This is a genomic window from Streptomyces sp. NPDC041108, from assembly GCF_055592645.1.
Genome location: NZ_JBVIYK010000010.1, coordinates 272844 through 288030, shown reverse-complemented (window position 1 = coordinate 288030; position 15187 = coordinate 272844). Strand labels below are relative to the sequence as shown.

11 protein-coding genes and 4 tRNA genes are annotated in these 15187 nt (G+C 69.9%); 10 read left to right on the top strand and 5 right to left on the bottom strand.

Going from position 1 to position 15187, the window contains the following annotated elements:
• Positions 1–189: 189 nt before the first annotated feature.
• Positions 190–720, bottom strand: coding sequence for a hypothetical protein (locus ACZ6BB_RS27650; RefSeq protein ID WP_471617834.1), 531 nt, complete (start codon positions 718–720; stop codon positions 190–192).
• A 124-nt stretch (positions 721–844) separates the two neighbouring features.
• Positions 845–1195, bottom strand: coding sequence for a metallopeptidase family protein (locus ACZ6BB_RS27645; RefSeq protein ID WP_059249887.1), 351 nt, complete (start codon positions 1193–1195; stop codon positions 845–847).
• A gap of 194 nt (positions 1196–1389) precedes the next feature.
• Between ACZ6BB_RS27645 and ACZ6BB_RS27640 the strand changes: the two genes are divergently transcribed.
• The 8 genes from ACZ6BB_RS27640 to ACZ6BB_RS27605 all read left to right on the top strand — a co-directional run bounded on the left by ACZ6BB_RS27640 (position 1390) and on the right by ACZ6BB_RS27605 (position 9808).
• Positions 1390–3003 (top strand): metallophosphoesterase family protein, encoded by a 1614-nt coding sequence (locus ACZ6BB_RS27640; protein WP_471617833.1) that lies wholly within the window; start codon positions 1390–1392, stop codon positions 3001–3003.
• An 81-nt stretch (positions 3004–3084) separates the two neighbouring features.
• Positions 3085–3157, top strand: a tRNA-Glu gene (locus tag ACZ6BB_RS27635).
• Positions 3158–3193: 36 nt separating this feature from the next.
• A tRNA-Asp gene (locus tag ACZ6BB_RS27630) sits at positions 3194–3268 on the top strand.
• A gap of 24 nt (positions 3269–3292) precedes the next feature.
• Positions 3293–3366 (top strand) — tRNA-Phe (locus ACZ6BB_RS27625).
• A gap of 99 nt (positions 3367–3465) precedes the next feature.
• The gene (locus ACZ6BB_RS27620) at positions 3466–5115 is read left to right on the top strand and encodes a hypothetical protein (RefSeq protein ID WP_471617832.1); all 1650 of its coding nucleotides are present in this window, start codon (positions 3466–3468) and stop codon (positions 5113–5115) included.
• Positions 5116–5196: 81 nt separating this feature from the next.
• Positions 5197–9174 carry an ATP-dependent RNA helicase HrpA gene (hrpA, locus tag ACZ6BB_RS27615; RefSeq protein ID WP_471617831.1) on the top strand — a complete coding sequence of 1326 codons (3978 nt, stop codon included), beginning with the start codon at positions 5197–5199 and terminating at the stop codon, positions 9172–9174.
• Positions 9175–9273: 99 nt separating this feature from the next.
• Positions 9274–9348, top strand: a tRNA-Asp gene (locus ACZ6BB_RS27610).
• Positions 9349–9616: 268 nt separating this feature from the next.
• On the top strand, positions 9617–9808 hold the full coding sequence (locus ACZ6BB_RS27605) for a DUF6274 family protein (RefSeq protein ID WP_471617830.1): 192 nt from the start codon (positions 9617–9619) through the stop codon (positions 9806–9808).
• A 515-nt stretch (positions 9809–10323) separates the two neighbouring features.
• Here the strand turns inward: ACZ6BB_RS27605 and bldC are convergent.
• Together bldC and ACZ6BB_RS27595 are read right to left on the bottom strand one after the other, a co-directional pair.
• On the bottom strand, positions 10324–10530 hold the full coding sequence (gene bldC / locus ACZ6BB_RS27600) for a developmental transcriptional regulator BldC (RefSeq protein ID WP_003949541.1): 207 nt from the start codon (positions 10528–10530) through the stop codon (positions 10324–10326).
• Positions 10531–11184: 654 nt separating this feature from the next.
• Entirely contained in the window at positions 11185–12027 is an 843-nt protein-coding gene (locus ACZ6BB_RS27595; RefSeq protein WP_471617829.1) for a DUF8083 family protein, read from the bottom strand.
• A gap of 223 nt (positions 12028–12250) precedes the next feature.
• Between ACZ6BB_RS27595 and ACZ6BB_RS27590 the strand changes: the two genes are divergently transcribed.
• Together ACZ6BB_RS27590 and ACZ6BB_RS27585 are read left to right on the top strand one after the other, a co-directional pair.
• Positions 12251–13345, top strand: coding sequence for a Leu/Phe/Val dehydrogenase (locus tag ACZ6BB_RS27590; protein ID WP_471617828.1), 1095 nt, complete (start codon positions 12251–12253; stop codon positions 13343–13345).
• 315 nt (positions 13346–13660) lie between these two features.
• The gene (locus ACZ6BB_RS27585; RefSeq protein ID WP_275457546.1) at positions 13661–13915 is read left to right on the top strand and encodes a DUF3073 domain-containing protein; all 255 of its coding nucleotides are present in this window, start codon (positions 13661–13663) and stop codon (positions 13913–13915) included.
• A 198-nt stretch (positions 13916–14113) separates the two neighbouring features.
• Here ACZ6BB_RS27585 and purM read toward each other — a convergent pair whose 3' ends face one another.
• Positions 14114–15184 carry a phosphoribosylformylglycinamidine cyclo-ligase gene (purM, locus tag ACZ6BB_RS27580; protein WP_471617827.1) on the bottom strand — a complete coding sequence of 357 codons (1071 nt, stop codon included), beginning with the start codon at positions 15182–15184 and terminating at the stop codon, positions 14114–14116.
• Positions 15185–15187 lie beyond the last annotated feature (3 nt).

Here is a 15187-nt window from a genome sequence, read left to right as displayed (position 1 = left end):
GGCGCGCTCTGTGGTGGCGCCGGGCAATGGGGCAATGGGATCAAACGATCTGCCACCATACGCACCCGCCACCCATGAAGGCAAACCGAGCGGAATTCCGCTGGTCCGGGCCCGATCGTTTCGGGCGAGGGTGAGGGCCGGCGTGAAACGGCGGCAGAAACACCATCGTACAGCATGGACGGGGCAGCCCTATACCGCGTCCCCCGCCTGCGGCGCCGGCTCCCGTTCCATCAGCTGCGCACCCTGCTCGTGCGCCGACGAGGACGGCTCGGCCGAGGGCTCGGGCGCGGGCGACGGCGACTCCGCCGGCTTGGTCGGCTCGGGTTCGGGCTCCACCACCGGCGGCGGGGACGGCTCCCCCTGCGGCGGCTCGGGCTTCTCCGGCCGCTCCCCCTTCCCCTCGTCCCCGTCCCCCTTCGGCGGCGTCGCCTTCCCGGACGGCCCGGCAGCCTTGGAGGGCGACGCGGACGCGGAGGGGGACCCGGACGCGGAAGGGCGGGGCGACGCGGAGCCGTGCCGCTTCCCCTGCCCGGATCGGTGTCCCGTACCGCCCCCGCCCGTCATCGCCGTGCCCCCGTCCGGCTTCTCGCCGCCCCGCTGCCCCGCCGAGGGCGACGGCCCGGGCTTGCGCGCGTCGTCCCCCACGCTCATACAGCCGGCCGCCGCCGCTACGGCCATGACCGTGGCGGCCAGACGGACGGATACGTTCAAGGCGCGCACGGCGGCCACCTCCGAGGGGGGGCGTGAAGGAGAGTCCCCCTGACCAACTCCCGCCGCCCACAAGAGGACACGCGCCGCCGGGCGCCCGCGCCGCCCGCCAGGGGCCTGTACGGCAGACTTGGCCCTAGCCGTACCCCAGCGCGTGCAGCCGCGCGTCGTCGATCCCGAAGTGATGCGCGATCTCGTGCACCACGGTCACCTCGGTCTCCGCGACCACGTCCTCCCGTGTCTCGCACATCCGCAGCGTCGGCCCCCGGTAGATCGTGATCCGGTCCGGCAGCACCCCCGCGTACCACTCCCCGCGATCCGTGAGCGGAGTCCCCTCGTACAGCCCGAGCAACTCCGGGTCGTCGGCGGGCGGCTCGTCCTCGACGAACACCGCCACGTTGTCCATCAGCCGTGTCAGCTCCGGCGGAATCCGGTCCAACGCCTCGGCGACCAGTTCCTCGAACTCCTCGCGCGTCATCTCCAGCACACGGCCATTGTCATGCACGACACGCGGGTACGAGAGATACGGGCAGCACACGGACCCCACCCGGCACGGCGGACCCGGCACACCCCCTACGGCGGCCGGGCCACGACCCCACCCCGTACGACGACCGGGCGAAGCCCCCGGCCCCCGCCGGCCCCCTCCGCATATCCGCCCCCACCCGTGGGCATACGCGACCAATGGCACGCGTCCCCGCCGACCCATCCGCCGCCGACACCCCGCGCACCCCGCGTACGACCCTGCACCGGATCCCCCGCGCCCTGGCCCGCCACTACCGGTCCCGCCGCGCGCACCCGACCGCCGAGCTGGTCCAGCGCCCCCACCCCTGGGGACGGGCGCTCAGCCTGGTCGCGGTCGTGCTGATCGGCGCCTGGCTGGGACTGCTGGTCGTGGGGAACGTCCGCACCCCCGTCGGCCCCATGAACACGACGATGACGCTGCGCCCGTCCCTCACCGGCGGCACGAAGATCAACGTCTCACCGCTGGGCGCCCTGGAACTGAACAGCCACCATGCCCCCGTACGCCTGGACGTCAACGTCGACCAGCTCGACCCGGAGCGCGCCCAGGCCCTGGTCGACCACCCCGAGCGGATCTCCGGGCTGCAGGAGGAGATCGCCGACGACGTGCAGCACGGCACCATCGACCTGGCCGTACGCTCCGGCGTCGCCGTCGTCTCGGGGGCCACCGCGCTCGGGCTCGCCGTGTACCGCCGCCCCCGCCGCGCCCTCGCCGCCGGCGGCCTCGCCCTCGTGCTCCTGGCCGGCGCCGGAGGCACGGCCGCCGCCACCTGGAACCCCAACTCCGTCCTGGAGCCGAAATTCTCCGGCCTGCTCTCCTCCGCGCCGTCGCTGGTGGGGAACGCGCGCAGCATCGTCACCGAGTTCGACGTCTACCAGAAGGAGTTGGCCCGCCTGGTGACGAACGTGACCAAGCTGTACGACGTCACGTCCACGCTCCCCGCGTACCAGCCGGACCCGACGACCATCCGCGTCCTGCACGTGTCCGACATCCATCTGAACCCCGCGAGCTGGAAGATCATCGCCTCGCTGGTCGAGCAGTACGAGATCAACGTCATCGTCGACTCCGGCGACACCATGGACCACGGCAGCGCCGCCGAGAACGGCTTCCTCGACCCGATCGCCGACCTCGGTGCCCCGTACGTCTGGGTGCGCGGCAACCACGACTCGCTCCTGACCCAGCGCTACCTGGAGGGCATCGACAACACCCACGTCCTCGACGAGGGGAAGGCGGTGACCGTGGGCGGGCTGCGGTTCGCGGGGACGGGGGACCCGCAGTTCACCCCGGACCGCTCCACCGGCGCGTCGGGCCTGCCGTCGGAGGAGGAGGCCGGGCAGCGCCTGGCGGACGCCCTGCGCGCCCAGAAGGCGGCGGGCACCCCCGTGGACATCGCGGTCGCGCACAACCCGGACGCCGCCCGGGAGACGGACGGCCAGGTCCCGCTCGTGCTCGCCGGGCACCTCCACCACCCCGAGATGGAGATGCTGAGCCAGGGGACCCGGCTGCGCATCGAGGGCTCGACCGGCGGCAGTGGCCTACGGGCCGTGGAGGGCAAGAACCCCGATCCGATCGAGGCCTCCGTCCTCTACGTCGACCGTGACACGCGCCGCCTCCAGGCCTGGGACGAGATCAAGCTGGGCGGTCTGGGCCTGACGACCGCGGAGGTCAGCCGCCATCTGCCGAAGGAGAACCAACCGGGTGCCCGGCCGGGGGACGAGCGGTCCCCGTCGCCTTCCGGAAGGACGTCCACGAGCGGGTCCCCCAGCGGCCCGTAAACCGTTTTGGCGATACCTCCTGCCATCCCATATGCTTCTCACGTCCCCGACGCGCTGACAAAGCGCCCAGGCGGGCCGATAGCCCTCATCGTCTAGCGGCCTAGGACGCCGCCCTTTCAAGGCGGTAGCACGGGTTCGAATCCCGTTGGGGGCACGCAAGAACGTGTGCGACACTGTCGTACGCATCCTTGGTCCTGTGGAGCAGTTTGGAGTGCTCGCCACCCTGTCAAGGTGGAGGCCGCGGGTTCAAATCCCGTCAGGACCGCTGGTGTTTCTCACGAAACACCGCGGCTGGGTAGCTCAGTTGGTACGAGCGATCGCCTGAAAAGCGATAGGTCGCCGGTTCGACCCCGGCCCCAGCCACATCGCGCGAAAACCCCCTCCGGGTGACCGGAGGGGGTTTTCGTCGCTCACAGTGAGGCCGCCGCGGAGCCGCGGCCCACCGAGAACCATGGGGGGTTCTTGAGACACATCACCAGGGGGCTCGTGACGGCCGGTGCCGTCCTGCTCTCCACCTTCGCGATACCGGGCGCGGCCCACGCCGCCGCTCCGGTCGTCCAGGAGGCGTCCAGCGACTCGGCGGACTGGTCGGTCATCGACGTACGCCTCAACCACGGCAGCGCGGCCGGCGAGGACGTCAAGAAGATCACCGCGAAGCTGCGTCCGCTCGGCAGCGCCGAGACGGACACCCCGGTGGCCACGGTCACCGACTTCACGCAGACGTACTTCGCGAGTTCCTGGGAGGGCACCTGGTCCTCCCCGCCCGTCCACCTGGACACCCTCGGCGAGTACACGATCGACGTCGAGGCCACCACCAGCGGCGGCGAGACCACCGTCCGGCAGAACGCGGGCGTGCTGCGCTACCAGAAGCAGCCCGTGATCTCGGACTTCTCCGTCACGCCGACCGAGCCGACCATCGACGACAAGCTCGTCACGGCCACCGGTGATCTGCTCCTGCGCGATCCCAGCACGCGGGCGACCGAGGCCATGCCCGGCGCCCCCGTCGACATCGACCTGGGCCGTTCGGTCGAGCAGACCGTCACCACGGACGACCAGGGGCACTTCTCCCTCGCCCGCGAGGTGAGCGAGGGCGGCTGGGCCCGGGCCGAGTACCGCAGCGACCTGGGCTACGCCACGGTCCCCTGGGTCAGCATCAAGCCCCGGGCCGCGGCGACCCGCCTGCTCCTCGACAAGAGCAGCTTCCATGTCGTGGCGAACGCCGAGATGAAGGTCACCGGACGGCTGGAGTACCGCAGCGGCACCGAATGGAAGCCGCTGGCGGGCATTCCGCTGGAGCTGGACTACAAGGACAGCCACATCACCGACGCGACCGAGGCGACCTCGGACGCGGCAGGCCGCTTCACGTTCGTCAGGCGGGTGTACGGGGACACGAAGTTCGAGGTGGCCTTTCCGCCCTACCCGTACAACCCCTGGATCCAGCGGACCGCGACCGCCGACGTGACGGCCAAGGTCACCTCGACCAGCAGGTTCACCGAGTTCACGGCCGCGCAGAACGAGCACGCCCAGCTCGACGTCACCGGCATCGTGGACCTGTCCGGCAACTACTACAGCGGCCGGATCAAGGTCGGCATCCAGTACTCCGCCGACGGAAAGACCGGCTGGAAGACCAAGAAGACCGTGACGACCGGCTTCGGCGAGCAGTTCATCGTCGAGGGCCTCAAGGGCAACCCGGACGGCTACTGGCGGCTGCGGTACGCCGGTGACACCAAGCGGGACTTCAAGGGCACCACCAGCAAGGCCATGCGCAAGGTGAAGGCCCTCACCCGGATCAAGGGCGCGGGCGCCTCCCCCGAACCGGTCCGCAAGGGCCGCACCCTCACCGTGAAGGGCGTCCTCCAGGAGGCGAAGCCCGCGAGCACGGTGGGCTGGACGAGCTGGAAGGCGTACGGCGGCAAGCGGGTCCAGATCCTGTTCCGGCCCAGGGGCGAGAAGACCTGGTACCTGATGGACACCGTCAAGACCAAGGCGAACGGTTCCTTCGCCAAGGGCATCAAGGCACCGATGGACGGCACCTGGGTGCCCGTCCACCTGGAGCCCGACAGCAAGCACTTCGCGGGTGCCGGCGCGGAGGACTACGTCGACGCGCGGTAACGCGCATCACAGGCACACGGCGAGGGGCGGACGCAAAAGCGTTCGCCCCTCGTTTCGTCGAGGTGAGATCCTGGTTCGCGTATGTCTACGCCACCTGCCCCCGCCTTCGGCGCCCTCGCCCCCCGCCTGACCGAGCTGTCCCTGCGCGACGCGCACCGGCTCGGACGCAGGCTCGAAGGCGCGCGCAAGATCCGCAAGCCCGAGGCCCGGGCCGCCGTGCTCGCCGAGATCGAGGCGGAGGTCGCCAAGGGCGAGTCCCGCATGGCCGAACGCGCCGCGCGCGTGCCGGCCGTCTCGTACCCCGAACAGCTGCCCGTCAGCCAGAAGAAGGACGACATCGCGGCCGCCATCCGCGATCACCAGGTCGTCATCGTCGCCGGTGAGACCGGCTCCGGGAAGACGACGCAGATCCCCAAGATCTGTATGGAGCTGGGGCGTGGCGTACGCGGCATGATCGGGCACACCCAGCCCCGCCGTATCGCCGCCCGCACGGTCGCCGAACGCGTCGCGGAGGAGCTGCGGACGCCGCTCGGCGAGGCCGTGGGCTGGAAGGTCCGCTTCACCGACCAGGTGAACCCGGACGCGACCTTCGTCAAGCTGATGACGGACGGCATCCTGCTCGCCGAGATCCAGACGGACCGCGAGCTGCGCGCCTACGACACGATCATCATCGACGAGGCCCACGAGCGGTCCCTCAACATCGACTTCCTGTTGGGCTATCTCGCCCAGCTGCTGCCCAGACGCCCCGATCTCAAGGTCGTCATCACCTCGGCGACCATCGACCCCGAGCGCTTCTCCCGCCACTTCGGCGACGCGCCGATCGTCGAGGTCAGCGGCCGTACGTACCCGGTGGAGGTGCGCTACCGCCCCCTGCTGGAGGAGGACGGCGACGACGCCGACCGGGACCAGATCACCGCGATCTGCGACGCCGTCGAGGAGCTGCAGGGTGAGGGGAAGGGCGACATCCTCGTCTTCCTCTCCGGGGAGCGGGAGATCCGTGACACCGCCGACGCGCTGATCAAGAAGAACTACCGGTTCACCGAGGTCCTGCCGCTGTACGCCCGGCTCTCGCACGCCGAGCAGCACCGGGTCTTCCAGCCGCACACCGGTCGCAGGATCGTGCTGGCCACGAACGTCGCCGAGACCTCGCTCACGGTCCCCGGCATCAAGTACGTCATCGACCCGGGCTTCGCCCGCATCAGCCGCTACAGCCATCGCACCAAGGTCCAGCGGCTCCCGATCGAGGCGATCTCCCAGGCCAGCGCCAACCAGCGCAAGGGCCGCTGCGGCCGTACGTCCGACGGTGTCTGCATCCGCCTGTACAGCGAGGACGACTTCGAGGCGCGGCCGGAGTTCACGGACGCGGAGATCCTCCGGACGAACCTCGCCTCCGTCATCCTGCAGATGACCGCCGCCGGCCTCGGTGACATCGAGAAGTTCCCCTTCATCGACCCGCCGGACCACCGCAACATCCGCGACGGCGTCCAGCTCCTCCAGGAGCTCGGCGCGCTCGACCCGGCGCAGCAGGACGTGCGCAAGCGGCTGACCCCGATGGGCCGCAAGCTCTCCCAGCTGCCCGTCGACCCGCGGCTGGCCCGCATGGTCGTCGAGGCCGACAAGAACGGCTGTGCCCGCGAGGTCATGGTGATCGCGGCCGCGCTGTCCATCCAGGACCCGCGCGAGCGCCCCGCCGACAAGCAGGCCCAGGCGGATCAGCAGCACGCCCGCTTCAAGGACGAGACGAGCGACTTCCTCGCCTATCTCAACCTCTGGCGGTACGTCCGCGAGCAGCAGAAGGAGCGCGGTTCGTCGTCCTTCCGCCGGATGTGCAAGCAGGAGTACCTGAACTTCCTGCGGATCCGCGAGTGGCAGGACATCTACAGCCAGCTGCGCACGGTCGCCCGGCAGATGGACATCCACCTCAACGAGGACGACGCCCCCGAGCAGCACGTCCACCTCTCGCTGCTGGCCGGTCTGCTCTCCCACATCGGTATGAAGGACGTGAAGGAGACCGGGGGCGAGAGCGGGCGGAGCACGGGCAAGAACGAGTACCTGGGCGCCCGGAACGCCAAGTTCGCGATCTTCCCGGGCTCGGCCCTCTTCAAGAAACCCCCGCGCTTCGTGATGTCGGCGGAACTGGTGGAGACCTCGCGCCTGTGGGCCCGGGTCAACGCGCGCATCGAGCCCGAGTGGGTCGAGCCGCTCGCCGGGCACCTGCTGAAGCGCACGTACAGCGAGCCGCACTGGGAGAAGGACCAGGCGGCCGTGATGGCGTACGAGAAGGTCACGCTGTACGGCGTCCCGATCGTCGTCCAGCGGAAGATCAACTACGGGCGGATCGACGCGGAGGCCAGCCGCGAGCTGTTCATCCGCAACGCGCTCGTCGAGGGCGACTGGCGTACGCACCACAAGTTCTTCGCCGACAACCGCAGGCTCCTCAGCGAGGTCGAGGAGCTGGAGCACCGGGCCCGGCGCCGGGACATCGTGGTCGACGACGACACCCTCTTCGACTTCTACGACCAGCGGGTCCCCGAGCATGTCGTCTCCGGCGCCCACTTCGACTCCTGGTGGAAGCACAAGCGCCATGAGCAGCCGGACTTCCTGGACTTCGAGCGCGAGATGCTCATCCGGGAGTCGGCGGAGGCGGTCACCAAGGCCGACTACCCGGACTCCTGGCGGCAGGGGCAGCTCAAGTTCCGTGTCACCTACCAGTTCGAGCCGGGCGCCGACGCGGACGGTGTGACGGTCCACGTCCCCCTCCAGGTCCTCAACCAGGTCACCGACGAGGGCTTCGACTGGCAGATCCCGGGGCTGCGGGAGGAGGTGGTGACGGAGCTGATCCGTTCCCTCCCCAAGCCGATCCGCCGCCACTACGTGCCGGCACCCAACTTCGCGCGCCGCTTCCTCGACCAGGCGGTCCCCCTGCAGGAGCCGTTGCCGGTGACGATGGCCCGCGAGCTGAAGCGCATGGTGGGCGTCCCGGTGACGCCCGAGGACTTCGACTGGTCCCGGGTCCCCGACCACCTGAAGATCACCTTCCGGATCGTCGACGAGCGGCGCCGGAAGCTGGCCGAGGACAAGAACCTGGAGTCGCTGCGGCTGCGGTTGAAGCCGAAGGCCCGTCAGGCCCTCTCCCAGGCCGCCGCCGCGACCGCCGAACGCGAGGGCGGCGAGTCCCTGGAGCGCAAGGGCCTCACCGACTGGACGATCGGCTCGCTCACCCGTGTCTTCGAGACCCGCCGGGCCGGGCAGCCGGTGAAGGCGTACCCGGCGCTGGTGGACGACGGACCCGCGGCCAGCACCGTCTCCGTCCGCCTCTTCGACACCGAGGCGGAACAGACCGAAGCGATGTGGAAGGGCACCCGTAGGCTCATCCTCCGAAACATTCCGGTCAACCCTGCGAAGTTCGCGAGCGAAAAGCTCACCAACGCGCAGAAGCTGGCCCTGTCCGCCAACCCGCACGGTTCGATCCAGGCGCTCTTCGACGACTGCGCCATGGCGGCGGCCGACAAACTGATCGCCGACTTCGGCGGACCCGCCTGGGACGAGTCGTCGTACCGCAAGCTCTACGACAAGGTGCGCGCGGAGATCGTCGACACGACGGTCCGTACGGTCGGGCAGGTGCAGCAGGTGCTGGCCGCCTGGCAGGCCTGCGAGCGCCGCCTGAAGTCCACGCGCAGCCCGGCCCTCCTCGCCAATCTGGCGGACGTACGGGGGCAGCTGGACGCCCTGGTGAAGCCGGGGTTCGTCACGGAGGCGGGGCTGCGCCGGCTGCCGGACCTGATGCGCTATCTGGTGGCGGCCGACCGGCGGCTGCAGCAGATGCCCACCGGCGTCCAGCGGGACACGTCCCGTATGGAGAAGGTCCACGAGATGCGTGACGAGTACGCCTGGCTGCTGGAACAGCTGCCCCAGGGGCGGCCCGTGCCCTCGTCGGTCCTGGAGATCCGCTGGATGATCGAGGAGCTGCGCGTGAGCTATTTCGCGCACGCCCTGGGCACGGCCTACCCCGTCTCCGACAAGCGGATCGTGAAGGCGATCGACGCGGCCGTGCCGTAACCGCCCCCGTACGGAAAGTGAGTTCGCGCGGGGGCACCCGCTCCTGTACAGTCTCTTCTCGCAGGCCAGCGCGGCAACAAGGCGCGGACTGCGAAACCTGGTCCTGTGGAGCAGTTTGGAGTGCTCGCCACCCTGTCAAGGTGGAGGCCGCGGGTTCAAATCCCGTCAGGACCGCACGAAGAAGAAGGCCCGCATCCGAACGGATGCGGGCCTTCTCGCTGTTCGGCTCCGCGCCCGGCCGGCCCTCCGGGGGCCGGGTGCGTTCCGGCTTCCTTCAACCCCCGCCGGGGCGGGTGGGTGCGTGCGGGGCGCGTGTGCCGGATCGTGCGGCTCCCGCGCCCCCGGGAGGAGCCTGCGGCCCTCCCCCGGTCCGGTGGGGGTTGACGGCGTCACATTCCGCCGGTACCTCAGACTCAGGGCCCCGAGACCCCGGAGGTGGCGTATGACGACGTCCGCTCGGCACGAGACCCGCGCATTGCTCCGCGCTCATCTGTCGGCCGCCTCGTCGTACCGCCACCTCACCCGCCACTGCCCGATCTGCCACCGTCTGCTGCGGCTGGCCACGGAGCACGGGGCGGGCGGCGAGGACGGCGCGGAGGGCGCCGCGGAGGACGGGGCGCCCTCCAAGGCGTGAGACGCGCCCCGGCGGGAACGTACTCGGCTGGGGCGCACGACAGGCAACTCCCGCCCCCTCTACCGCAGATGCCCATCAGGCAACAAGTACCCCGCCATGTGACGGGTGTCACTGCATGAGTTTTCGGAACGTGGGTTCTTACCGCTCTCCTACAACTGGTCAATTTAATATGTGCAATTGCACCAGTCTCCCGAGGCCTCCACAGGAGATCCGACAGGCCTCCCCAGAGTCCGACAAGCCCGCGCACAACCTGTCGCTTCCGGACCGGAAACCTCCGGTCCGGCGCACAAAAAAGATCGCGCTGGACCCGGCGGAGTCCAGCGCGATCTACGACGCACCCTTGGTGCTTGCCTGACCGATACCCGGGGGGCCTGGGGCCTCCCGGAAAGTTCTGTGTGGCTGGGGCGTGGGATCTGTTGGGGCAGAACCCGCGTCGTTCAAAGCAGTTCGAGCGGTGGTGCTTCCAGGCTCCCGGCCGATGGGGGACCGGCCGAAATGCCCTGTTGAGCGAGGTTTCAGGCCTCGCTGCGCTGCTGCGGGATACCCGCGAGCAGTGCGCGGACCTCAGCCTCGCGGTAACGGCGGTGTCCGCCGAGCGTGCGGATGGACGTGAGCTTGCCGGCCTTCGCCCACCGCGTGACCGTCTTGGGGTCGACGCGGAACATGGTGGCGACCTCAGCCGGGGTCAGCAGCGGCTCGGCATCAGGGGTGCGAGCGGTCATGAGCGGCCTCCTCGGGAGAACCGAACCTTCTCGGTTCTTTCCTCTAAATTCTGCACCTTGACCCGCGTTGCCCGAAATGGCGGACGCGAGTCGAGTCGGTTATAGGACGAACGGCTTGTCCTCGGCACTACAACTACACCATCTGTCCAGCCGCGTCGGCCAAACCGATGGAATTGCCCTCCCAGGTGTTCATCAGCGACGGATGCCGATGGACCATGCCATAGCGGACAGTCACGCCACTGTGACGATCAGTCACAGCGGCGTGCAGGAGTCTCAAGACCCCCCAATAGCGTGCAATGCTGAGATTCCACCCATACGTGGGCAGAAGGAGCCTCCCCCGGGCTCCTTGTCCTATTTTGACACGAGGAGGTGCGTAAGAGGCAAGGCCCGCGTAAGTGCAATCCGTCACGCTTGGCGGCTTCTTGACGCAAAAGCCCGGATCGGGACCTACGTCCCCCCTGTGGCACCTCGCAGATAACTGCGCGGTGTCAAGCTTGGGTCAAGGGTGGACAGTTCACCATGGTTCGGCCTTCATGGAAAGCCTTTGCTCACTGGCCCCACAAGTCACAAGTACGGCTGCGGGGTTGAGTCGGTTCAACCGGATCAGTCCGGTTCTGCTCGCCGAGTGCTCGAATCTGATCGCCGAGGGCGGTCTCAGTTGGCCGAGCGCCGGTCCCGCACCGCCCGCCAGCGCTCGACGAGCCGCCCGTACGCCTCCCCGGCGGCCGCCCCGTCCCCGTCGCGAAGGGCCTCGATGCCCTCGGCGACATCGGCGGCCGAGTGGTCGCCGTCCAGCTCGGCGGCGGGCAGGACGTGCACGAGGCCGCCGTAGTCCAGCTCGACGAACGAGCGCGGATGGAACTCCTCCAGCCAGCGGCCCACATCGATCAGACCGTCGACGAGCGGCCCCTCGTCGACGGTGTCCCGCAGGGTCCGCAGGCCCCGCGCCACCCGCCGCCGGGCCTGCACCATGGGCGTGCGATAGCGAAGCACCGGCGAGTTCTCGCCGGAACCCTTCTCGTACGTGCGCTCCTCGTCCGAGACGAGCACGAACCAGTTCAGCGGCACCTGCCAGGTCGCCGTGCGGATCCACGGGCGGGCGTCGGGGTTGCCGGCCATCCACCGTTCGTAGTCCTGGCTCGCCTGGCGGCGCACCAGCGGCGGCAGCACCGCGTCCAGGACCGGGGCGGGCAGTTCCTCGGCCAGCTCCCCGAGCGCCTGCCAGCCGCGCAGCCGGGTCCGCCAGGGGCAGACGCAGACCACCCCGTCGGCCTCCAGCACGAAGGCGTCCCCGCTCTCGTGCACCGGCACCGGGACGGGCGGGGTCGGCAGCAGGTCGGCCAGCGAGCGGCGCAGCTCGTCCTGGTACGAGGGCCGGTCGGTGCGCCGGGCGTAGCGGGTCCAGTGGCCGCGCTCCGGCTCGGGGAAGGCCGCCAGCGGCTCGTACACGCGAAGGTAGGACGCGTACGGGACGATCACCGAGGACACCTTGGGCACGCCTGCTCCCTCCCCCGGCTGCCACCGGGGAAACCTGCCGAACCCGCACACCGGCGGGCCGGAAAACTGTGCGGATCGCACCACGTGCGTACTCCGCACGTGGGGTGATCCTGAAGCTGCGCCGCTGTACGGCGGACGCAGGCTCTACTCTCATGCCCACAGACCCCGCCATCCGTACGGGAGCCTGTGACCCACCGCCGCTTCTTACCCAGGAGTCACCACAGTGACCGAAGTATCTGACGGCGTCCTGCACACCCTGTTCCAGTCGGACCAGGGCGGTCACGAGCAAGTCGTGCTCTGCCAGGACCGGGCCAGCGGCCTCAAGGCCGTCATCGCCATCCACTCCACCGCGCTCGGCCCCGCTCTCGGCGGCACGCGCTTCTACCCGTACGCGACCGAGGCGGAGGCCGTCGCCGACGCGCTGAACCTCGCGCGCGGGATGTCGTACAAGAACGCCATGGCCGGTCTCGACCACGGCGGCGGCAAGGCCGTGATCATCGGCGACCCCGACCGGCTCAGGAGCGAGGAGCTGCTGCTCGCCTACGGGCGGTTCGTGGCCTCGCTGGGCGGCCGGTACGTCACCGCGTGCGACGTCGGCACGTACGTCGCCGACATGGACGTCGTGGCCCGCGAGTGCCGCTGGACGACGGGCCGCTCCCCCGAGAACGGCGGCGCCGGCGACTCGTCCGTGCTCACCGCCTTCGGCGTCTACCAGGGCATGCGGGCCTCCGCCCAGCACGTCTGGGGCGATCCGTCGCTGCGCGGCCGCCGGGTCGGCATCGCGGGCGTCGGCAAGGTCGGTCACCACCTCGTGGCGCATCTGCTGGCCGAGGGCGCCGAGATCGTGATCACGGACGTGCGCGAGGACGCCGTACGGCGGATCCTCGACCGGCACCCCGAAGGGGTCACCGCGGTCGCCGGCACCGACGCCCTCATCCGGACCGAGGGGCTCGACATCTACGCCCCCTGCGCGCTCGGCGGGGCCCTCGACGACGACTCCGTGCCCGTCCTCACCGCCAAGGTGGTGTGCGGCGCGGCCAACAACCAGCTCGCGCACCCCGGCGTCGAGAAGGACCTCGCCGACCGCGGGATCCTCTACGCGCCGGACTACGTGGTGAACGCGGGCGGGGTCATCCAGGTCGCCGACGAGCTCCACGGGTTCGACTTCGAGCGGTGCAGGGCGAAGGCCGCGAAGATCTACGACACCACTCTGGCGATCTTCGCACGTGCGAAGGCAGATGGTATTCCGCCGGCCGCCGCGGCCGACCGGATCGCCGAACAGCGGATGCACGAGGCGGCCTTGCGCCGCGGTCACTGAGTCCGGGACGGGCCGGCGCCGCGGGGCCTTCGCGCGGCGCCGGCCGGTACCCGTCGGCGGCTTTAGAGAGAACTCTCACTTCCGTCGGCGGGTCGCTCGCCCAGAAACGGTTAAAATCACCTTTGACCAGCGGGGAAAGGGCTCCTCGCAGGTTCTGGGCACGGGCACGTCCTGCGGGCGACGTACCGTATGGGCGTGGGCTCAGGTACCGTGGAAGCCCTACGGACCGGTCTCTCCATGGAGAGTCCGTTCCAGATCATGAACGCGTGTCAAGACTCTGGGGCCACCGAGCCCCGTATCCGAGGGGGTCGAGCCATGGGGCGCGGCCGGGCAAAGGCCAAGCAGACGAAGGTCGCCCGCCAGCTGAAGTACAGCAGCGGCGGGACTGATTTGTCGCGTCTGGCCAATGAGCTGGGCGCTTCGACTTCGAGCCAGCCGCCGAATGGCGAGCCGTTCGAGGATGACGAAGACGACGACGACCCGTACGCCCAGTACGCGGATCTCTACAACGACGACGATGAGGACGAGGACGACGAGTCCGGTCCCGCGTCGCATCGCCGCGGGGCTTGACGCCGTAACGCCGCGCTTACCCGGTCCGGGTGGGTTTCCACCGCCGGACCGGGTTTTGTGCGGTCTCGCTCCGCTAGGGGCTGGGGTGCCTCATAGCCCTGTGATCTGGCGGCTGCGGGTGCGTCGCGTACGTTTCTCGCGCAGTTCCCCGCGCCCTTGGGGGCGGCTTTCGGCCTGCCCCCAAGGGCGTGTCGGAGTTCAGGCCCGCGCGTAGTCGCCCACCAGTTCCGCACCGGTCGTGTGGCCGGCGCGGTCAGTGATCTCGCCCGCCACCCAGGCGTCGACACCCCGGTCCGCCAGTGTCGTCAGGGCCACGTCCGCGGACTCCTGGGGGACGATGGCGATCATGCCCACGCCCATGTTCAGGGTCTTCTCCAGCTCCAGGCGCTCGACCTGACCGGTCCTGCCGACGAGGTCGAAGATCGGGGCCGGGGTCCAGGTGGAGCGGTCGACCGTGGCGTGCAGGGTGTCGGGGATCACCCGGGCCAGGTTGGCCGCCAGTCCGCCACCGGTGACATGGCTGAAGGCGTGGACCTCGGTGGTGCGGGTGAGGGCCAGACAGTCCAGCGAGTAGATCTTGGTGGGCTCCAGCAGCTCCGCGCCGAGGGTGCGGCCCAGTTCCGCGATCTCGGCGTCCAGGGAGAGACCGGCCTGGTTCAGCAGGACATGACGGACGAGCGAGTACCCGTTCGAGTGAAGGCCGGAGGCCGCCATGGCGATCACCGCGTCACCCGTACGGATACGATCCGGGCCGAGCAGGTGCTCCGCCTCGACCACGCCCGTGCCCGCGCCGGCCACGTCGAAGTCGTCCGGGCCGAGCAGACCGGGGTGCTCGGCGGTCTCGCCGCCGACGAGGGCGCAGCCGGCGAGGACACAGCCCTCGGCGATGCCCTTGACGATGGCGGCGACCCGCTCCGGGTGGACCTTGCCGACGCAGATGTAGTCGGTCATGAACAGCGGTTCGGCGCCGCAGACCACGATGTCGTCCATCACCATCGCGACCAGGTCGTGGCCGATGGTGTCGTACACGCCGAGCTGCCGGGCGATGTCGACCTTCGTGCCGACGCCGTCCGTGGCGGAGGCGAGCAGCGGGCGCTCGTAGCGCTTGAGGGCCGAGGCGTCGAAGAGACCGGCGAAGCCGCCGAGGCCGCCGAGGACCTCGGGGCGCCGGGTCTTCTTCACCCATTCCTTCATCAGCTCGACGGCGCGGTCGCCCGCCTCGATGTCGACGCCCGCCGCTGCGTAGCTGGCACCAGTTGTCTCAGACATGAC